The following is a 19,067-nucleotide window of genomic DNA, read 5'->3' on the forward strand; positions in this document are numbered from 1 at the left end:
TGTTAGAATACTCGCCCATGCCAGCGGAGCGAGACCACGTCGACGGAGTCATGGCGCAGATCACCGGCGTGCGCGAGGAAGACCGGGTCAGCAAGGCGCTGAGCTTCCGCCTGCTGCGCGCCGCCCGCCTGCTGGAAACGGAACTGCGCCGCGAGTTCGACGCCTTCGGGGTCGGTTTGTGGGAAGTGGAACTGCTGGGCGCGCTCAAGCGGGCCGGTCCCCCGTACCGCCTTTCGGCTGGGCAGTTGCTGGACAGCATGCGCCTGACGTCCGGCGGAGTGACCAAACGCGTGGCCGGGCTGGAACGCAAGGGCTGGGTTCGGCGGGATATCGACCCCGGTGATCGGCGGCAGATCCTGGTGAGCCTGACCGAGGAGGGGTTGGCGCGGGCCCTCGAGGTGTTCGGGATGAAAACGCAGACCGAGGCTCGGTTGCTGGGCGTCTTGTCGCACGCGGAACAGGACCGGATGAACGACGACCTGCGGGAACTGCTGCTGGAGTGGGAAGGGCCGGACGGACGGGCTTGATTTCCGGCGGTTTCCGGGGGCGCGCGGCTCTGCTGTTGCTGGCCGAGTGCCCCGCTCGCGAACGGCCGCTCCCGTGGCGCGAACCCGACGGAGCAAGATCGCGGGGCGGTGCGCTCAGCGAGCCGGGCCAACCGCTCGGCCGGCGGGACGCGCTTCCGATTCCGCCCTGACCGCATCTCGGCAGCAGACCGCACTCAGCGGCTCGCGAACTCCCACCCGCCGCGGCCGGATTACGCCACGGCAGAACCCGGCCGCCGGGCCTGACCCCCGGCGGACTCCCAGTCTGCGGTTCCGCCACGGCAACCCGCGCCAAACCGCACGACCACCCTCGATCCCCGGCCCAACTCCGAGCAGGCGCTTCCACCATGACTGCCCACAGCAGGACCAGACCACCGCGCCCAAACCCCGGCGAGCTCCCCGCAGGCAGCTCCACCACGGTGGCCCGCGCCAAACCGGACGACCACCTTCAATCCTCGGGCCCACTCCGGGGAGGCCCTTCCACCATGGCCGCCCACAGCAGAACCGGACCGCACGACCACTCTCGATCCCCGAGCCAACTCCCGGGCAGGCGCTTCCCATGGCCGCCCACGGCAGAACCAGACCATCGCGCCGAACCCCGGCCAACTCCCCGCATGCGGCTCCACCACGGCGACCCACACCAAGGCGAACCGCCAGGCTCAGCCCCTGGCGAACTCCCAGCACGTCGCCCCGTGCGGTTCCTCCGACGCGACTCCCACCGCGCGGCGCAAGGTGAGCCGGTACAGGTGCCACGGCGGCGGGCCTGCGCTCGGTGCGCTGAACGGTGCCGTCAGCGCGTCCCCGGTCGCCTCAGCTGGCCAGCCGCCGGAGCGGTAGACCTCGGCTAGGCGTGCCACGGTGTCGACGTCGGTGACTCGGTGTGCGTCGCCTTCCAGCACCAGGTCCAGGCCGCGCAGTCGTACCGAAATGCTGCATGCCGGGTTCGCCTCGAGGTTCCGGGAGCGGCGCGTGCCTGGTCCGCCGACGAAGTACAGGGCGTCGTCCACCCAGACTGCGCCCACGCCTGCCGAGTGTGGACGTCCGTCCGGGCGGACGGTCGCCACGAAGAACGTCAGGTCGGCGGTCGGGGTGTCGGCGGCCAGGACGGCACGGGCGCGGCTCCACGGCAGCGGAGCGTTTCCGTAGCGGTCGAGGTTGCGGGTTGAGGTCGGTTCGCAGTCAGTCATGCCCATGCGTCGAACGGGGCGCCACCGAATCGACACCGGCCTCGCGAAAATCCAAACCGGCCCCGGCACAAGGGATGGGTCAGGCACCTCCTGGCGTAGCTGGGCGGTAGCGGAAACCGTCGCCGTCCTGGGTGATTCGGCCGACGGGGAAGTGCGCGGGCAGGAGGAGCGCATCCCGTTCGACGGCCAGTTCGCACAGGGTCCGCCGGGATTCCGCGGCGGCGGCGGGATCCGCGTCGCCGCCCTGGGCGAGCGTCAGGTTCGCGAACTGGAACGGGTGGTGCAGCACATCCCCGCTCACCAAGGCGTGCTGACCGCCGCCGTTGAGTTCCGCGATCAGGTGCGCGGTGGTGTGGCCGGGCATCGCGCGCAGGGTGATGCCGCCGGTCACCTCGTACGGCAGGTCGATCAACTCGACCAGACCGGCCTCGACGACCGGGAGCACGCTGTCTTCGAACGTCCGGGCCAGGTCACCCGCGACGCCGCCGTCCGGCGCCGACGCGTGTACCTGCTGGAGCCAGGCGTATTCCTCGCTCGGGATCAGGTACCGGGCGCGCGGGAACGTCGGATCCCACGAACCGTCGACCAGCTGAGTGAAGCCGCCGCAGTGGTCGGGGTGCAGGTGGGTCGCCACCACGACGTCGACGTCCTCCGGCACGACGCCGACGGCGGCCATGCGCTCCAGGTACGGCGCGTCGAACTGGTGGTGCGCCAGCAGGACCGGGCGTTCCTTGGCGTTGCCGTTCCCGGCGTCGAGGAGCACGGTCTGGTCCGGCGTGCGCACCAGGTACGTGGTGATCGACAGGTCGAGGTCGCCGCGGTGCTCCCCCAGGTGTTCCGGCGTGACTGCCGGGAACAGGTCCGCCGGGGCGAACGGCCAGTGGTCCAGTTCGGCTACCGGGTCGATCCGCAGCGATCCGAGTGTGATGGTCATCGGGTTTCCTGTCGTTCAGGGAAAGGGAATGCCGTGCACACGCTCATCGGGGCACCGCCGCCATCGCCTCGATTTCCACGAACAGCTCCGGTTTGGCGAGCGCCGCCACGACGATCAGCGACTGCGTCGGCCAGTCGCTTTCCGGGAACCACCGGCTGAACACGTCGCCGGTCGCCGCGCGGAAGCCGGGCAGGTGTTCGGTGCCCGCGACCATGCTGAAGACCTTGACCAGATGCTCCGGCCCGGCTCCCGCCGCGGCGAGCACGCGTTCGATGTTCGCCAGCACCTCGCGCGTCTGCGCTTCCGCGTCCGGACCGGCGAGCGTGCCGTCCGGCCGTGCGCCGATCTGCCCGGCCACGACGACCAGCTCGTGGTCGGCGGGAATCTGCGCGAGGTGGCTGTAGCGGCCTATCGGCGCCGCGACCGTCCCGGGATTCCAGCGCTTGCTCATCAGGTGTTCCCCTCCCTTGGTTCGTGCCCTCAGTTCACCACGAGCCACCGACAGAAAATCACCGGCCGGTCACCCGATCGTGACGACCAGCTTGCCGAACTGCTCCCCGGAAGCCAGTCCGCCCAGCGCGCGCGGCCCGTCCGCCAGTTCGTGGACGCGGTGCACCGCCGGCCGCAGCCGGTGTTCCGTGACCAGCGCGACGACCTGAGAGAACTCCCGCGCGCTCCCCATCGACGTGCCCAGCAGGCTGATCTGCCGGAAGAAGAGGTTGCGCAGCGACAACTCGACGTCCGGGCCGGTGGTCGCGCCGAGCGTCACCATCCGGCCGCCGGAGCGAAGTACCGAGAGACAGGAATCGAACGTCGCCGAGCCGATGCTGTCGACGACCAGGTCCACCGGCTCGCCGAGTTCGGCGGCCCAGTCGCCGCCGCTGCCGATCGCGCGGTCGGCGCCCAGTTCCGTTGCCCTGGCGAGTTTTTCGGGGCTGCGCGAGGTGACGCTGACCGTCGCGCCCACGGCTTTCGCCATGGCGAGGGCGAAGGTCGCGACCCCGCTGCCGATGCCGGGCAGCAGCACGTGTTCCCCGGCGGTCAGCCCGCCGCGAGTGAACAGCGCCCGGTACGCGGTGAGCGCCGCCAGCGGGAGCGCGGCGGCTTCGGTCCAGCTCAGGTGCGCGGGCTTCGGCAGGACATTGCCCGCCGGGACGACGACGTACTCGGCCAGCGTGCCGTTCGTCGGCACCCCGAGGATGGCGGGGATTTCTGGCACGACGTCCGGCTCAGCCCAGCCGAGGGACGGGTTGATGACGACCTCGGTGCCGATCTCGACGCTCGTGTCCGCACCCGTCGCCACGATCACTCCGGCACCGTCCGAGCCCAGCACGGCCCAAGGATCGGCCGGAGTGCGACTGTCCACGATGAACAGATCCCGGTGGTTCAGCCCGGCTGCCTCCAGCCGGACGAGCACTTCACCCGGCCCGGGTTGCGGCACCGGAACCTCCGCGACCCGCACCCCGCCGACTCCCGCCGCGCCTTCGTGCACCACTGCCCGCATCACTTTTGTTGTCACGTCCGCGAACGTAACAGCCGGGCCGTATTCTGCGGTGCGCCGGGCGAATCCCGTCACAGCGGGGAATTTTCCGCTCCCAAGCCGCCGCGCCGACCGGGCCGAGCTGATCTTTTTCCCTAGATTAGTTTGGATATATGACTCCACGAGCCGCCGCCGCGGGGCCGTTCGCCGCACTCGGCATCGGGTGCGCGATCGCTGGCGGGCTCGCGTCCGCAGTCATCGCCCCGCACCCTACCTCGCACGGCGCGTGGGCGGTCGCGTATCTCGTCCTGGTCGGCAATGCTCCTGCCGCCGAGCGATCGCGAGCAGCGGAATCCTTTGGCTTGTCGCGCCTCGGGTTTCGCCGCGGTGTCCGTCCATATCAGACAGTGGAACTCGCGATCAACCAGTTTCCTCGTCCTCCAAGGTGGGGATCACCGGCGACAGAAGGTGATCCGCGTGCTCGGTGACCTCGCCGCGCACCAGCCGGAAGACCCGGAAGCCCGAATGGTGCTCCGGATGTTCGTCGTCGTGGACGTACAGCAGTCCGTACGACCCCGGAGCGAGCCGCCCGACCTTCGCGAACAACTCGATCACCTCGGCACCCTGCTGCCCTCGGTGATTCGGATGCCCGCCGAGGTGGATGCAGTACGAGCCGTTCATCGGCTGGAGATCGATCAGCGCGCAGCCGGCCAAGTCGTCGACCAGGGCCTGGATTTCGCCGAGGCGAAGGGGCGGTTCGTCGTCGACTGCCTCAGCGGTCGAGTGAAGGCTGATCCACCCGTGATATTCGAACACGGCAACGAGCCTAGCGGCGCGGTAAAAAGGGTCACGCGAGCGGGATGGCGCGGAAAACTCCGTCCGGGTCGTAGCGGTGTTTGATGTCTCGCAGCCGGGCGGTGTGGCTACCGAAGGGCTCGGCCGACGACACATCCGGCCCCAGCAGGTTCGCGTACGCGCCCGGCAAGGCGTAGGGGGCCAACGCGGCCGACGTGGCATCCGCCCACGCCCGGTCGTCGTTGCCCTCCCCCAGTCCGAGCACCTCGACCATCAGATGGTCCTCGCGCAGCGGGAACGGCGTGGCCGCCGCCGGGATCCGGGAGGCGACGCCGTGGAAGTGGTGGATCGACAGTCCGGACAACGGCGACGTCCGGGCTTCCGCCTGCTTCACCAGTACCGAGACGATCTCCGGAGTGAACGCCGACAGCGACCGCGTGCGGATGGTGACCGATCGGCCGCCGGGGAACATCTCGTCCCGGCGAGCGATCTCTGCCGCATACGACGAGACCGGAGCGATTTGCGAGGCGAGCGGCGGTCCGAGCCGGGCCAAAAAGCCGTCGGGATCTGCATTGCCGCACCATGTCGGCCAGACCAGCACGCACAGCGAACCGTCGGCACCGGCGAGGACGCCGGTCTGCACGGTGAGTTCGTCCGGCGCATCGGCCTGGATTTCCGTGACCGCGGCGAAAACCCGAGCCGCGTCGCTCGCCGGGTACCAGACCGGGCCGGTCGTGATGTGCGGTGCCGCGTGCAGCCGCACTCCGAGCGACGTCACCACGCCGAAGTTCCCGCCGCCGCCCCGCAGCGCCCACCACAGATCAGGCAGCCGCGAAGCGTTGGCGAGCACGACTTCGCCGTCAGCGAGGACGATTTCGGCACCGAGCAGGTTGTCCGCGGCCAGCCCGTATTTGCCAAGGAAAGGACCGTATCCGCCGCCGAGTGAGAGCCCGGCGAAGCCGACCGTGCCGATTGTGCCGACGGCCGCCGTCAAGCCGTGAACCTCAGCCGCGGCAAGCACATCGTTGGCCCGCGCACCGCCGCCGACCACCGCGGCTCGCCGCCCGGCGTCGACCGCGACCCGGTTCAACGGACGCAGATCGAGCGTGATCCCGCCGTCCGCCACCGCGCGTCCGGCCCAGTCGTGGCCGCCGCTGCGCACGGACAACGACAGGCCCAATTCGCGCGCGACACGCACCGAGACTTGGACATCGGCGGTGCTCCGGCATTCCACGACCACGTCCGGCCGCGCGACGACCGCGGCGTTCCACACCGTCGCCGCCGATGCGTACTGTGGACCAGAAGCGTGTACTTGCTCGGCAGGCAATCTAGCCCGCAGGGCGCGGGCGGCATCCTCGGCAGTCATGGGCGGCTCCCCTGCTCGTCGATTCCGACTCTAGGGCCGAACCGGCCGGAAAAGGCAGCCGCGCAACAAGATTCAGTGATTCACATAAGTCGCCGACGCCTCGCTGAGCGCCTCCAGCGCCGCCCGGACCCCGCCGTGCGCCTCTTCGCCGGAACGGCACGCGGCGATGATCGTGCGGTTCAGCACCGGACGGGTCGCGAGCATCCGGACGCCGTCGGGCACCGGGCCGCGCGCCAGCCGCGGGACGAGCGCGGCGCCGACGTTGCCCGCGACGAGCGCCAGCTGCGTCACGTAACTCCCGATGGTGCAACTGATCCGCGGCTCCAGGTCCTGCGAACGGAGCACGTGCACGAGCCATTCGTAGCAGCCGGAACGGCCGGTCCAGCTGATCCACGACACGTCGTCCACCTCGGAGAGATCGACCGTGCGCCGGTGCGCGAGCCGGTGCCCGGCGGGCAGCGCCAGATCGGCGACGTCGGAGAACAGCGTGACCTGCGTGATCCCCGCCGGCACCACGGTGGGCCGGTCCGCCCAGCTTTCGAACACCGCGACGTCGAGGTCGCCGGCGAGCACCTTCGGCAACGTCTGTTCGGCTTCGCCCTCGCCCAGCGTCACGTTCAGCCGCGGATGTTGCTCGGTGAGCGCGGCGAGCGCGGGCGGCAGCAGGGCGTGGACGCACGTCGCGATCGACCCGATCCGCAACGGCCCGAAGACGTCCTCCCGCAACCGTTCGAGATCCGTGCGCGCTTCGGCCAGTTGCGCCAGCACGCGTTCGGCGTGTCCGACCAGCACCTGCCCGGCGCGAGTGAGCCGCACGGTCCGGCCGCGCGGCTCCAACAGCGCCAGGCCCGCCTCCCGCTCCAGTTTCGCCAGCTGCTGCGACACCCCGGACGGCGTGACGTGCAGCGCCGCCGCCGCGCGGGCGACTGAGCCGTGCTGCGCGACCGCGTGCAGGGCGCGCATCCGATCCACACTGAACACGGTAGTGATGCTACCGGCTTTTACGCAGGAACATTCACTTGTCCTTGATAGTTAGCGGCCCCACGATAGAAGGCATGACCACCGAACCCGCCGCGCTGCCGACCGCCGGTCCGATCGCCGCCCTCACCGGCCGCGCCGACCCTCGGCTGCTGGCCGCGGCCGGCTGCCTCTGCATCGCGCTGACCTCGGTGCTCATCAAGGTTTCCGGGGCCAGCGGGGCGACCAGCGCGTTCTGGCGCTGCGCCCTCGCGTTGCCGCTGCTCGCGGTACTGGCGTTCAGCGAGGCGCGGCGGACCCGCGTGCGCGCGAAGATCGTGCTGCCGCTGCTGGCCGGGCTCGGCCTGGGACTCGACTTCGTCCTGTGGGGCGAGGCGATCCCGCGCGTCGGCGCCGGGGTCGCGACCATGCTGCTTTCGGTGCAGGTCGTGATCGTGCCGCTGCTGGCGTTCCTCTTCCTCAAGGAGCGCCCGGACCCGCGGTTCAAGTTCGTCGCGCCGACGCTGATCGTCGGCATCGTGCTCGCGGGCGGCGTGTTCGGCTCGTCGATGAGCGGCTCGAACCCGGTGCTGGGCATGGTTTTCGCGCTCGCCGCGGGCGCGGGCTACTCGGGGTACCTGCTGTTGCTCCGGCTCAGCAGCAGCCCCGCGACGCAGGTCCGCTCGCTGTCGCTGGCCACCGTGTCGGCGGGCTTCGTGTCAGTCGCGCTCGGACTGCCGTTCGGCCGCCTCGACCTCACGCCCAGCCTCCCCTCGCTCGGCTGGTTCGCCGCGCTGGCCCTGGTCGGCCAGGTCATCGGGTGGCTGCTGATCGCCGGTGCGCTGCCTCGGCTGGCGGCCTCGACCGGCGCGACGATGATGCTGCTGCAACCGGTCGGCGCGGTCGCCTTCGGGTTCCTGCTGCTCAGCGAACGACCCGGCGCACTGCAACTCGCCGGGTGCGTGATCGTGCTCGGCGCGGTCTGCTTCGCTGGTCGCGGCGCGACAAAGCGGCCCACGGGTCAGCCGTCGGCCAAGCTCAGCCCGGCCGAGTCGAGCAGCCCCCGCGCCATGTCCCTGAACTCGTCCCGGCGGTGATCGACCAGGCCGTCCCCGCCGAGCAGCTCCGCGGCCAGTTCGCCGACCGGCCAGCGGACCAGCTTTCCGTGCCGTCCGAGCAGCAGTCCGACCTCGCGGATCCGGTACAGGTCGGCGACGTCCAGCCAGGCGTACAGCAGGATCTGCCACAGCCAGCGCCCGGCGCGGTCCGGGTCGCCGACGGTCAGCACCGTCTTCACGTCCAGCAGCGTGCCCTCGGCGATCCCCGCTTCGGGGTCGAGCTTCCCGAGCAGGAGGTCGCCGTCCGCCCAGCCGGGCACGATGGTCGGCCCGGCGATGCCGAGCGGGTAGCCCTCGGGCGGCGCACCGGCGAGGCGGCGCAGTTCCCACAGCGCACCGTTGTCGTGTAAGCGTTTCGCGAGTTCCGCCAGCTCGGTCACCGCCGCGTCGGCGGGCAGGGCGCGCAGGTTCGCGATGGTGCCGCCGCCGTCGACGACTCGGGCGAGCCGGGGATCGATCTTGCCGGATCGGTAGATGTCCTCGCACGCCGACAGCACCCAGTTCGTCCGCGCCAGACCCGCCTCCGCGCCCGGTCCGCCGAGCACGCCGGGCGGGGCGTGCTGCGCCTGATAGCGGCGAGCGCGTTCCAGCAGTTCTCCCCACAGCTCCTCGGCGCCCGGAAGCGCTTCGCCGTGCGGCATTCCGTCGCCGAGGTCGAGCCAGGTCGTTGCCGCCGGACGGATGCCGAGCGCCCGCGCCCGGTACTCCGGTGGGAGCTCGTCGTGCGTCGGATACGCGGCGGCCTGCGCGTGCGCCCACGGACCGCTGCCCCACTGCGCGCGCACCATCCCGAGCAGCGCGTAGTACGGCGGCGCGGGCTGCACGAGGTCCGCGATCCGCTGGCCGAACGCGCCGCCGATCTCGGCCCAGTGCTGGCGCGGCGGGCGCGCGAGCGCCGGGCGGATCGGGCGCACGCCGTTCGTCGCCTCCTCGATCCGGCGCGCGGCCGCGGCTGTGCCGGTGAAGACGCGGGCGCACCAGCGCGCGAGCGTCCCTCGCGGGTCGGCCAGCTCGGACGTCAACGACACCCGGCCAGTATCTCCCGGGACAGGAACGGCAGCAGGAGATCGAGGAATTCGCGCGGACGGTCCAGCGGAATCAGGTGTCCGCAGTCCGGCAGCACGTGCCCGGTGAGGTCGTCGGCGATCGGGCGCAACTGCTGCTCCAGCGCGTCGCCGACGGGATTCGCGCCGATCGCCAGCGTCGGGACGGTCAGCCGCGCCGCCGCCGCTTGGGTCAGCTGGCGGGCGCTTTCCGGCAACGCCCGGTAGTACTCGAAAGCGCAGCGGAGCGCGTCGGTCCCGGTGTACGCCTCGGCGAAGGCGGTCTGGAGCTCCGCCGGAACGCCGCGACCGAGCGTGCCCTGGTCGAGGAACCAGCCGACGTACTCCGCCTCGTGTCCATTAAGGACAGTCTCGGCGAGTCCCGGCACCGCGTGGAAGCCGAACCACCACGGCGGGCTGGCCGGGAAACCCCAGGGCAGCGACTCCATCAGGACCAAGCGGCGCACGCGCTCCGGCTGCCGAAGCGCCAGCAGCAACGCGCCCGCCACCGCCAGGTCGATCGCCACCACTTCGGCGTCCGGCTCCCCCAGCGCGTCGATCAGGGCCGCGACATCGTCGGCGACGGCTCCAGCGTCGAAACCGCTCTCCGGACGACTGCTCGCGCCCAGACCGCGAAGGTCCGGCGCGATTACTCGGTACCGCTCGGCGAGCGTCGGGATGACCTCGCTCCACAGCTGCCAGGTGTGCGGGAACCCGTGCAGCAGCACCACCGCCGGACCGCTCCCGGAGACGGCGACGTTCAGCCGGACCCCGTTCGCCTCGACCTGCCGCACCGCGTTCATCGGACCTCCTGTGGTTACTATTGGTGACCAGCACACGGTAGGTAACTCCCGATGTGCCGCCAAGACGGCACTTTCCCGACAGGTGGTGAGCCCGAGGTGACCCCCTCCGCCCGCGGCGATCTGTTCGACCCGGCCTGCCCGACGCGGCGGCTGCTCGACCGGATCGGGACGAAGTGGACGTCGATGACGGTCAAGATCCTCGCCGAGGCCGCGCCGGACGAGGTGCGGTTCGCCGACCTGCGCCGCCGCATCCCCGGGGTATCGCAGAAAATGCTCTCGGTGACCCTGCAGAGCCTCGTCCGCGACGGTCTCGTCTCGCGGCGCGTCGAAGCCACCGTGCCGCCTCGGGTGCATTACCGGCTCACCCCGCTCGGCGCGTCGCTGGAATCCGCGCTCGCGGTGTTGCGCACGTGGGCCGAAGAACACATGGCCGACGTCGACCAGGCCAATCAGGAATCCGAACGGTAATTTTCCGCACACAGGCGAGTCGGTCAGCCACCGCGACGGGAAAACGGCACACACTCTTCCGCTGTGGAGTCGCCAACCGAACGGGACAGCAAACCCGCACGGCACGCAATCGGACAGTTCTTCGCGCATCCGCTCGCGTCGTTCCGGATCGTCACCGCGATTTGGGCGCTGCTGACGCTGCTCGGCGCGGTGATGGCGCTGTCGTCCTCGGCCGCCGCGGCCAACCCGACCGCGGGAACCGGGGTGTACCAAGCCTTTTTCCGCCATCTGACCTTCGTCGCGCTCGGCGCGGTCGCCTTCGTGCTCGGCCTGCGCATCCCGTTTTCCCGGATGCGCAAGGCAGCCACCCCCGCGCTCGCCGCCGCGGTCGTGCTGCTGCTTCTCGTGCTGACCCCGCTCGGTTCCGACCACGGCGGCGCGCAACGCTGGCTCGCCGCCGGGCCGATCACCCTGCAGCCAGTGGAAATCGCGAAGGTCGCGCTGGTGTTCTGGGGCGCGCACCTGCTGGTGTCGAAACAGCGGGTGCTGCACCATTGGCGGCATCTGCTGGTGCCGCTGATCCCGGTGACGCTCGCGTTGTGCGCACTGCTGCTGGCCCAGCCGAATCTCAGCGGCACGGTCACGCTCGCGTTGATCACCCTGGGTTTGCTGTGGTTCGCCGGCGCGCCGAAACGCTTGTTCGCCGCCATTCTCGCCGGCGGCGTCGTCGGAATCGTCGTACTCGCCCTTTTCGCCAGTTATCGGCTCGCGCGCATCCTTTCTTTTCTCTCGCCGAACCCCGATTCGAGCGGCAGCGGCTACCAGGCGCAGCAGGCGCAATACGCCCTCGCCGACGGCGGCTGGTTCGGCGTCGGCCTCGGCCGGGGCGCGGCGAAGTGGAGCTATCTGCCGGACGTCCAGAACGACTTCGTCTTCGCGCTCGTCGGCGAGGAACTCGGCTTCGCCGGCTGTCTCCTGGTACTCGGACTGTTCGGCTACCTCGCGGTGATCGGCCTGCGCACCGCGTCCCGGGTCACCGATCCGTGGGTGCGGCTCGTCGCCGGGACGACGACCTTGCTGCTGGTGGCGCAGGCGCTGATCAACATCGGCTACGTCGCGGGCGCGCTGCCGGTGACCGGCGTGACCCTGCCGCTGGTGTCCGCGGGCGGGACGTCGCTCGTGGTCACCATGCTGCAGTTCGGCATCCTCGCCCAGGCCGCGCGCGAGGAACCGGCCGCGCGGACGTTCCTCGCCGGGCTGCCGAAGAAAGCCTCCGGTACAGTCCGAGCGTGATCAAGAAGGCACTCTCCGCTACCTTCGCGGCCGTCGCGCTCGCGGGCCTCGCCGCGTGCTCCAACCCGACCGGCAAGTCGTGGGCGATCACCTACGAGGTCACCTCCGACCAGCAGACCACGGCCACCGGCGTCACCTACGGCGAATCGGGCAACCGCTACGAGGACAAGGTCGCGCCGCACCAGCTCGCCGGCCCGCTCGGGCTGCCGTGGAAACAGGACGTCGTGGTCAGCGCCGGACAGGACGCCTCGGTCACCGCGACGCCGTCGACCGCCGCGACCCTGCACTGCCGGATCCTGCTGGACAAGAAGAAAGAACTCGCCAAGGCGAGCGCCCCCGCTCCCGGCAAGCCGGTGACCTGCAAGCACACCACCGACTCCTGATCCGTCCCGGAGAGTCCCCGCGGACTCACGGGGCGTCGCGAACTCTTCTCCGCCGCTCGGTACGCTCGTGACCTTCGGGTGAACGCGAGATGGCCGCCAGGCGAACCGGCGGACCGGAGAGGGGTTGTATGGCGACCACGGCCGGAGCTTCCAGCAGCGAGACGTACGACGCGATCACCCATTTCGCCCAGGCGATGCCGGGCTGGGTGCAGTCTCTCGTGCTGGCGTACACGTCCTACGGCCTGGTCCTCGTGGCCCCGTTCTTCGCCTGGCTCTGGTGGCGGGCGCGCCCGACCGGCTCGCCCGAGCGGATGGCGGCGGCGCTGCTGGTCCCGGCGGCCACGGTGGTGGCGTACGTGCTCAGCGAGATCGTGAAAGCCTTCGTGCACGAGCAGCGGCCGTGCCGGGGACTTCCGCCGGAGGCGATCGTCGGCGTCTGCCCGCCGCCGGGCGACTGGTCGTTCCCCAGCAACCACTCGACCATCGCGGCCGCCGTCGCGCTCGGCGGGGCGTTCGCGTGGCGCAAGGGCGCGCCGTGGCTCGCGGCCTTCGCGGCGACGATGGGCTTCTCGCGGGTTTTCGTCGGGGCGCACTATCCGCACGACGTGCTGATCGGGCTCGCGCTCGGGGCCGGGATGGCGTTGCTGCTGCAGCGGTACGCGCTGGCTCCGGCGGCCGGGCTCGTGCGGCGCTTCGCCGGGAAGGTGCCGTTCGGGCTCTTGGGTGTCGCGCCGGAAGGTGCGCAGGCGACGACGGTGCTTCCTCCGGCTGAGGAGAAGAAGGCCCGGGGACCTCGCGGTGGACGTCCGGACAGCAGGGACGTCAATGCCGCCCCGGTTCGTCCTGAGGACGCGCCCGCCGGTTCTCTGCCCCCGCGTGGGCCGCGCGCCGATTCAGCGCCTCGGGACGCCAGCGGCCGCCCGGTCCGTCCGCGGAATCCGCAGCCGGAAGGCCGCGCCACAGGGGGTCCGCCGCCTCGGCGGCAGAACTCGCAACCGATCCGTACCGCCGAGCCGCAACCCCGTCCGGCACGCCCGCGGCAGGATTCGCAGCCGATGCGCACCGCGGAACCGCAGCCCCGTCCGGCCGACGCGCCGCCGCAGAATCCGGGCCGTCCGCCCGCGCAGCCGCCTGCCCGTCCGGCGCGCTCGCAACAGCCCCGTCCAGCTGGTCCGCCGCAATCCCCCGGCGCCGGTTCGCCGCCGCGGCCGTCGAACCAGGCCCCGGCCGGTCCGCCGCCGGAGGTCAGCCCGGGAGATCGCCCGTCGCGGCGAACTCCAGGCGCTTCGCGACCGACACCGCCTGGTCGGCGAAACGCTCGTAGAAACGTGTGAGCAGGCTCAGCGCGACCGCGATCCGCTGGTCCTGCGTCCAGTCCGGCGCGGTGACCGTCGCCATCACCTGGGCGTGCAGCGCGTCCACGCGCTCGTCGGCGCGGCTCAGTTCGGCGTAGCCGCCGCGGGCCTCGCCGTGCACGAGGTCGGCGAGGCGCTCGGCCATCGCCGAGGTGACCTCGCCGAGTTCGGCGAACACCGGCTCCAGGTCGGCGGGCACGGTCGGGTCCGGGTGGCCGCGCCGGGCGGTGCCCGCGACGTGCGCGGCGAGGTCGCCCATCCGCTCGAGCTTCTCCGCGCAGTACACCGCGGCCAGCACGGCGCGCAGGTCGCCCGCCACCGGGGCCTGCAGGGCGAGCAGCGAATACGCCTCGTCCTCGCAGGCGGCACGCTCGTCGTCGAGGTCGGCGTCGCCGCTGAGCACCTGTTCGGCGAGCGGCAGGTCCGTGGTCAGCAGTGCCCGGGTGGCCCGGCGCATCGCCTCGGCGGCCGCCTCGGCCATCGCCGCCAGACGCCCGTCGAGCTGTTTCAGGTCGTCCTGGAAGCCTTCGCGCATGTCGAGCGACTTTACCGGCGGCCGACGGACAGGCCCGCGTCGGCCAGCGGCCAGGCCTCCTCGGGCTCGGCCAGCTCGTAGCTGTGGCTGCCTTCGTGCCCGCCGGGCACCCGGCAGAACACGCCCTCGTCGGACTCCGCGCCGCACAGCGCGCGGGTCTCCAGCACGCGGCGGCCGGGCCACCAGCGCAGCCACATCAGCGGCTCCTCGCCGCGTCCGCCGACCTGGGTCGCGTGCTCGTGGCCGTGCCCGGCCTCCAGCTCGCAGAACAGCTCGGGCTCCGTCCCGCGGACCGCGACGCTCCGCAGGACCGAGCGCTCGCGCCCGGTCAGCTCCACCGGTTCGCGGCACAGCGCACCTTCGGCCATGCGGCCAGCGTAAACGGCCGCCGCCGATTCCGCGCGCAGGGCCCGGCCGCGTGCCGTGAAGGGCTCCTTGCGGGAATCAGATTCCCGCAAGGAGCCCTTCACGGACAGCAGGCCGCCTGTTGCGCGGTGTCGATCACTGGCAGGTCAGCGGACTCGCTCCAGGAGCGCGAACAGGTTCTCCCAGTGCCGCTTCTCGCCGTCGGCGTGGTACGCCGCCGTGTCCGACATCGTGAAGCCGTGCGACGCGCCCTCATAGACCTCCGACCGGTAAGTCACGCCCGCCTCGTCGAGGGCGTGCTCCAGCGTCTTGATCTGCTCGGCGGTGGCCGACGGGTCCTGGTCGGCGTGCCCGAAGTACACCTCGCCGGTGATCGACCCGACCCGCAGGTGCGGGCTGTTCGGCTGGTCGGTCGCGAGACGCCCGCCGTGGAACGACGCGATCGCCTTGACCCGGTCGGGGAACGCCTCGATCACGCGCAGCGCGTTCGTGCCGCCCATGCAGTAGCCGGTGATCACGACCGGCCCCTCGTCGACGCCGTCCTGCGCGGCGAACCAGTCGAGGTACTTCTCCGCGTCGCGGGTGATCGCCTCGGTGTCCAGGGCCTCGATCAGCGGCATCAGCTTGCCGAAGACCTCGCCGCGCCGCTCCGGGTCTTCCAGCGCGGCGAGGTCCACCAGCGGCGTCCGGCCGCCGCGGTAGAGCAGGTTCGGCGCCAGCACGGCGTAGCCCGCCTCGGCGATGCGGTCGGCCATCTCCTCGATCCGCGGCCGCAGCCCGAACGCGTCCGGGAAGAGCAGCACCCCGGGATGCGGCCCGCCGTCCGGCACGGCCAGGTACGCGTCCGCGGTCCCGTCGGCGGCCGGAACGTCTGGCTTTTCCTTGCGCATCCGCTTTGTCCTCCCTTGAATCCAGTGCCTTCGCGATCAATCTATCCCCGTCCGGCGACGGGCCGCCGCGCCCCGCGAATGTCCCGTTTCCTGTCCGGTCAATGGACTGAACCACTGCGGTCGGCGGATTGACGGAGTCCGGTTTGCCCGGTCAGGATCACCGGGCCCGCTCCGGGCCGCCCTCCGCAGAACGGACTGTCGATGGCCAGACCTCCTCGCTCCCCGCGCGCCCGGAACCGGGTCGCCCTCGCCGCGCTCGTCCTCCTCGGCGGGCTCGTCCCCGCCCAGGCCGCGCACGCCGCTCCCCCGCGCCAGCCGGACCTCGGCCCGCCCGCGCTGGACCGGAACGGCTGTGCCCGCATCGAAAACTCGCTGCCCGAGCTGGCCGACTGGCCGAAGGTGCGCAGCGCGATGCCGCGGAACCCGGTCGACGAATGGCGGATCAAGCAGATCGTCTCCGGCATGTCGCTGGAGGAAAAAGTCGGCCAGATGACCCAGCCCGAGATCGCCGCGATCACGCCGGCCGAGGTGACCCAGTACTCCATCGGGTCCGTTCTCAACGGCGGCGGCTCGTGGCCCGGTGGGAACAAACACGCCAGCCAGCAGGACTGGCTCAAGCTCGCCGATTCCTATTGGGACGCGGCGAAGGCCACGAGGACAAAGATTCCGGTAATTTGGGGCATAGATGCCGTGCACGGAAACAACAATGTGTACGGCTCCACCGTTTTCCCGCAGAACATCGCGCTCGGTGCGGCGCACGACCCGTGCCTGGTGCGCGACGTCGAGAACTCCACCGCGCGGCAGATCCGCTCGACCGGCCAGGACTGGGCGTTCGCGCCGACCCTCGCCGTCGTCCAGGACGACCGCTGGGGCCGTACTTACGAAGGCTTCTCGGAGGATCCGCGCATCACGCGCGCCTACGGATACGAGGCCATGAACGGCCTGCAGGCCGGTGCGCGGCTGCGGATCGGGCCGAACGGCGTCATCGGCACCGCCAAGCACTTCATCGGCGACGGCGGCACCACCAACGGCCAGGACCAGGGTGTCAACGCTTCCTCTGAAGCGGACATGATCAACCTCCACGGCCAGGGCTACTACGGCGCGCTCGCCGCGGGCGCGCAGACGGTCATGGCGTCGTTCAACAGCTGGACCAACCCCGACCTCGGCATCAACGAGGGCAAGATCCACGGCAGCGACAAGGTCCTCAACCAGATCCTCAAGGGCAAGATGGGCTTCGACGGCCTGGTCGTGTCGGACTGGAACGGCATCGGCCAGGTGGACGGCTGCACCAACGCCAGCTGCCCGCGCGCGATCAACGCCGGCCTCGACGTCGTGATGGTGCCGAACGACTGGAAGGCCTTCATCGCGAACACGGTCGCGCAGGTGCGCGGCGGCGAGATCCCGATGTCGCGCATCGACGACGCGGTCACCCGGATCCTGCGAGTGAAGTTGCGCGCCGGGCTGTTCGAAGAGCGCAAGCCGTCGCAGCGCTGGTACGCCGGCTCGTCGGACGCACTCACGGACAAGGCGCTTGCTCGCGAAGCGGTGCGCAAGTCGCAGACACTGCTGAAGAACAACGGCAACGTGCTTCCGTTGGCGCGCAACGCGAAGGTGCTCGTGGTCGGAAAGAGCGCCGACAGCATTCAGAACCAGACCGGCGGCTGGACCCTGACCTGGCAGGGCACCGGGAACACCAACGCGGACTTCCCCGGCGCCACTTCGATCCTCGCCGGGCTCAAGGAGGATCTCGCCAACGTCACCTTCGATCCCACTGGCACCGTCGATCCGAAGGGTTACGACGCTGTCATCGCTGTCGTCGGCGAGACTCCGTACGCGGAAGGCGTCGGCGATCTGCAGCGGAAGAGCCTTGAAGCGGCGAAGCTGTATCCGGAAGACCTTGCGCTGCTGGACAAAGTCAGCGGCAAGGGCACTCCGGTGGTGACTGTTTATGTCAGCGGGCGTCCGCTGTACGTCAACAAGGAACTCAACCGTTCCGACGCGTTCGTCGCCGCGTGGCTGCCGGGCACTGAGGGCGGCGGGGTCGCGGACATGCTGGTGCACGGCAAGGATCGCGGCGGATACCACGGCAAGCTGTCCTATTCGTGGCCGAAGAGCGCGTGCCAGACGCCGCTCAACCCGTGGAGTCCCGGCTACGACCCGCTGTTCGCGCTCGGCTACGGCCTCACCTCGCACCAGCGGACCACCGTCGGCAAGCTCGACGAAACCGAGGGCCCGGCCCGCTGCGGGTCGACCGGAGGCGGCGGCACCGCGACCGAGGACCTGCCGATCCACGACCGCACGGATGTCGCGCCGTACAAGAGTTTCATCGGTTCGGCGGCGAACTGGGGCGGCACCGAGATCGGTCCCGACGGCACCGCGTCGCACCCGGAGATCAACGTGGTGCCGGCCGACGTCAACGTCCAGGGCGACGGCCTGAAAGCGACGTGGACCGGCACCGGCGCGGCGCAGCTGTACTCACAGCATCCCGGCGGCACCGACGATCTGCGCGGGTACCTCAATGCCGACGGCGCGCTCGAGTTCGACGTGATCGTGCATTCGCCGCCGGTCAACCGGACGGTGGTCAGCCTGCACTGCGTCTACCCGTGCTCGTCCGAGGTCAACGCGACGAAGCTGTTCGGCGATCTGCCTGCCGGGCAGAAGTCGACGGTGAAGATCCCGTTGTCCTGCTTCGCGAGCGGGCTGGACTTCGAGAGCGTCGACACGCCGTTCCTCGTCTACACCGACGGCGCGTTCTCGGCGTCGTTCGCGAACGTGCGGTGGTCGCCGGGCGGGGCGAAGGATCCGGACGCGCGGAAGTGCTCCGACCTCACCGGATGAGCCGCCGGGCGGTTTCCACGACCCTGGACCTGGCCGCCGCGCGCGACGCGGCGGCCAGGTCTTCGAGCCCGTCCAGCGCCGGGACGTCGCCGACGCGGGTGAACTCCTGGGCCACGAACGTCAGCCGCTCGACGCCTTTGTCGCCGAGGTAAGCGCGCAGATACGACTCCTGGAACTCGAACTTCTCGCGCGGCGCGCCCGGGCCGTACCCGCCGCCTCGCGCGTTGACGACCACGAAGTCCTTGTCCGCCAGCAGTTTCCGGCCGGTCTCCGGGTCGGCGAACACGCCCGGGAAGCTGATCCGGTCGATCCACGCCTTGAGCGTCGCGGGGACGCCGAAGTTGTACATCGGCACGCCGAGCAGCACCACGCGGGCCTCGCGCACCTCGTTGACCAGCGGCAGGGTCAGGTCCCATTCGCGCTGTTCGTCGTCGTCCGCGATCAGTGTCGCGATGTCTTCCAGCGACAGCACGCCTTTGCGTTCCACTCGGCGGCCGAGCCGCGCGTACGCCTCCCTCAGCGGCGGCACTGGATCAGCGGAAACGTCGCGGTGGCGCACGGTTCCGCCGCCTCTGCGCCACTCGTCGGCGAACAGCGTGCCCAGCTGCCTGCTCACCGACGCCTCGCGGTCGGCGCTCGAATCGACGTGCAGCAGGGGCGCTAGCATGACGGTCATCCGGTTCCTCTCCTCGTCCTTGGTCCTCGGGCCGGCACTCCCATGACGGATCGAGA

General features: G+C 70.8%; 20 protein-coding genes. 7 read left to right on the forward strand and 13 right to left on the reverse strand.

The features are described from left to right. Window positions 1-17: 17 nt before the first annotated feature. Window positions 18-527 (forward strand): MarR family transcriptional regulator, encoded by a 510-nt coding sequence (locus ABZX37_RS01950; protein ID WP_354735092.1) that lies wholly within the window; start codon window positions 18-20, stop codon window positions 525-527. A gap of 677 nt (window positions 528-1,204) precedes the next feature. Here the strand turns inward: ABZX37_RS01950 and ABZX37_RS01955 are convergent. From ABZX37_RS01955 to ABZX37_RS01985, 7 genes are all read right to left on the reverse strand, one after another. Then, entirely contained in the window at window positions 1,205-1,732 is a 528-nt protein-coding gene (locus tag ABZX37_RS01955; RefSeq protein WP_354735093.1) for a pyridoxamine 5'-phosphate oxidase family protein, read from the reverse strand. A 79-nt stretch (window positions 1,733-1,811) separates the two neighbouring features. Beyond that, window positions 1,812-2,666, reverse strand: coding sequence for an MBL fold metallo-hydrolase (locus ABZX37_RS01960; protein ID WP_354735094.1), 855 nt, complete (start codon window positions 2,664-2,666; stop codon window positions 1,812-1,814). 43 nt (window positions 2,667-2,709) lie between these two features. After that, a complete protein-coding gene (locus ABZX37_RS01965) occupies window positions 2,710-3,117 on the reverse strand; it encodes a RidA family protein (RefSeq protein WP_354735095.1) in 408 nt (135 codons plus the stop codon). Between the two features lie 69 nt (window positions 3,118-3,186). Further along, window positions 3,187-4,185, reverse strand: a complete 999-nt coding sequence (locus tag ABZX37_RS01970; protein ID WP_354735096.1) for a zinc-binding dehydrogenase — start codon at window positions 4,183-4,185, stop codon at window positions 3,187-3,189. A 381-nt stretch (window positions 4,186-4,566) separates the two neighbouring features. Next, on the reverse strand, window positions 4,567-4,962 hold the full coding sequence (locus ABZX37_RS01975; protein ID WP_354735097.1) for an Imm7 family immunity protein: 396 nt from the start codon (window positions 4,960-4,962) through the stop codon (window positions 4,567-4,569). 31 nt (window positions 4,963-4,993) lie between these two features. Continuing rightward, window positions 4,994-6,307: an FAD-binding oxidoreductase gene (locus ABZX37_RS01980; protein ID WP_354735098.1), complete on the reverse strand. Its 1,314-nt coding sequence runs from the start codon at window positions 6,305-6,307 to the stop codon at window positions 4,994-4,996. A gap of 72 nt (window positions 6,308-6,379) precedes the next feature. Continuing rightward, window positions 6,380-7,288, reverse strand: a complete 909-nt coding sequence (locus tag ABZX37_RS01985; RefSeq protein ID WP_354735099.1) for a LysR family transcriptional regulator — start codon at window positions 7,286-7,288, stop codon at window positions 6,380-6,382. Window positions 7,289-7,362: 74 nt separating this feature from the next. Between ABZX37_RS01985 and ABZX37_RS01990 the strand changes: the two genes are divergently transcribed. Further along, a complete protein-coding gene (locus ABZX37_RS01990; RefSeq protein ID WP_354735100.1) occupies window positions 7,363-8,361 on the forward strand; it encodes a DMT family transporter in 999 nt (332 codons plus the stop codon). On the opposite strand, the gene ABZX37_RS01995 is transcribed toward ABZX37_RS01990, so the two are convergent. Together ABZX37_RS01995 and ABZX37_RS02000 are read right to left on the reverse strand one after the other, a co-directional pair. Next, window positions 8,286-9,410: a hypothetical protein gene (locus ABZX37_RS01995; RefSeq protein WP_354735101.1), complete on the reverse strand. Its 1,125-nt coding sequence runs from the start codon at window positions 9,408-9,410 to the stop codon at window positions 8,286-8,288. The two genes, ABZX37_RS01990 and ABZX37_RS01995, sit on opposite strands and share 76 nt — an antisense overlap. Further along, the gene (locus ABZX37_RS02000; RefSeq protein ID WP_354735102.1) at window positions 9,401-10,228 is read right to left on the reverse strand and encodes an alpha/beta hydrolase; all 828 of its coding nucleotides are present in this window, start codon (window positions 10,226-10,228) and stop codon (window positions 9,401-9,403) included. Before ABZX37_RS02000 ends, ABZX37_RS01995 begins: the two co-directional genes overlap by 10 nt. 96 nt (window positions 10,229-10,324) lie before the next feature. On the opposite strand from ABZX37_RS02000, the gene ABZX37_RS02005 reads away from it, so the two are divergent. From ABZX37_RS02005 to ABZX37_RS02020, 4 genes are all read left to right on the forward strand, one after another. After that, window positions 10,325-10,696 (forward strand): helix-turn-helix domain-containing protein, encoded by a 372-nt coding sequence (locus ABZX37_RS02005; protein WP_354735103.1) that lies wholly within the window; start codon window positions 10,325-10,327, stop codon window positions 10,694-10,696. A 63-nt stretch (window positions 10,697-10,759) separates the two neighbouring features. After that, a complete protein-coding gene (gene ftsW / locus ABZX37_RS02010; RefSeq protein ID WP_354735104.1) occupies window positions 10,760-11,968 on the forward strand; it encodes a putative lipid II flippase FtsW in 1,209 nt (402 codons plus the stop codon). Next, window positions 11,965-12,351 carry a hypothetical protein gene (locus ABZX37_RS02015; protein WP_354735105.1) on the forward strand — a complete coding sequence of 129 codons (387 nt, stop codon included), beginning with the start codon at window positions 11,965-11,967 and terminating at the stop codon, window positions 12,349-12,351. Before ftsW ends, ABZX37_RS02015 begins: the two co-directional genes overlap by 4 nt. 128 nt (window positions 12,352-12,479) lie before the next feature. Next, window positions 12,480-13,685, forward strand: coding sequence for a phosphatase PAP2 family protein (locus ABZX37_RS02020; protein WP_354735106.1), 1,206 nt, complete (start codon window positions 12,480-12,482; stop codon window positions 13,683-13,685). Here ABZX37_RS02020 and ABZX37_RS02025 read toward each other — a convergent pair. The 3 genes from ABZX37_RS02025 to ABZX37_RS02035 all read right to left on the reverse strand — a co-directional run bounded on the left by ABZX37_RS02025 (window position 13,597) and on the right by ABZX37_RS02035 (window position 15,497). Continuing rightward, window positions 13,597-14,241, reverse strand: a complete 645-nt coding sequence (locus ABZX37_RS02025; RefSeq protein WP_354735107.1) for a phosphate uptake regulator PhoU — start codon at window positions 14,239-14,241, stop codon at window positions 13,597-13,599. The two genes, ABZX37_RS02020 and ABZX37_RS02025, sit on opposite strands and share 89 nt — an antisense overlap. 11 nt (window positions 14,242-14,252) lie before the next feature. Continuing rightward, window positions 14,253-14,609 (reverse strand): hypothetical protein, encoded by a 357-nt coding sequence (locus tag ABZX37_RS02030; RefSeq protein ID WP_354735108.1) that lies wholly within the window; start codon window positions 14,607-14,609, stop codon window positions 14,253-14,255. Between the two features lie 144 nt (window positions 14,610-14,753). After that, window positions 14,754-15,497, reverse strand: a complete 744-nt coding sequence (locus tag ABZX37_RS02035; RefSeq protein WP_354735109.1) for a dienelactone hydrolase family protein — start codon at window positions 15,495-15,497, stop codon at window positions 14,754-14,756. A 201-nt stretch (window positions 15,498-15,698) separates the two neighbouring features. On the opposite strand from ABZX37_RS02035, the gene ABZX37_RS02040 reads away from it, so the two are divergent. After that, window positions 15,699-18,335 (forward strand): exo 1,3/1,4-beta-D-glucan glucohydrolase, encoded by a 2,637-nt coding sequence (locus ABZX37_RS02040; protein WP_354735110.1) that lies wholly within the window; start codon window positions 15,699-15,701, stop codon window positions 18,333-18,335. On the opposite strand, the gene ABZX37_RS02045 is transcribed toward ABZX37_RS02040, so the two are convergent. Then, window positions 18,325-19,011, reverse strand: a complete 687-nt coding sequence (locus ABZX37_RS02045) for an NAD(P)H-dependent oxidoreductase (protein WP_354735111.1) — start codon at window positions 19,009-19,011, stop codon at window positions 18,325-18,327. The genes ABZX37_RS02040 and ABZX37_RS02045 overlap by 11 nt on opposite strands. Window positions 19,012-19,067: the final 56 nt, after the last annotated feature.

Origin of the sequence: Amycolatopsis sp. NPDC004079, from assembly GCF_040610415.1 — a bacterium.
Taxonomy (GTDB): domain Bacteria; phylum Actinomycetota; class Actinomycetes; order Mycobacteriales; family Pseudonocardiaceae; genus Amycolatopsis; species Amycolatopsis halotolerans.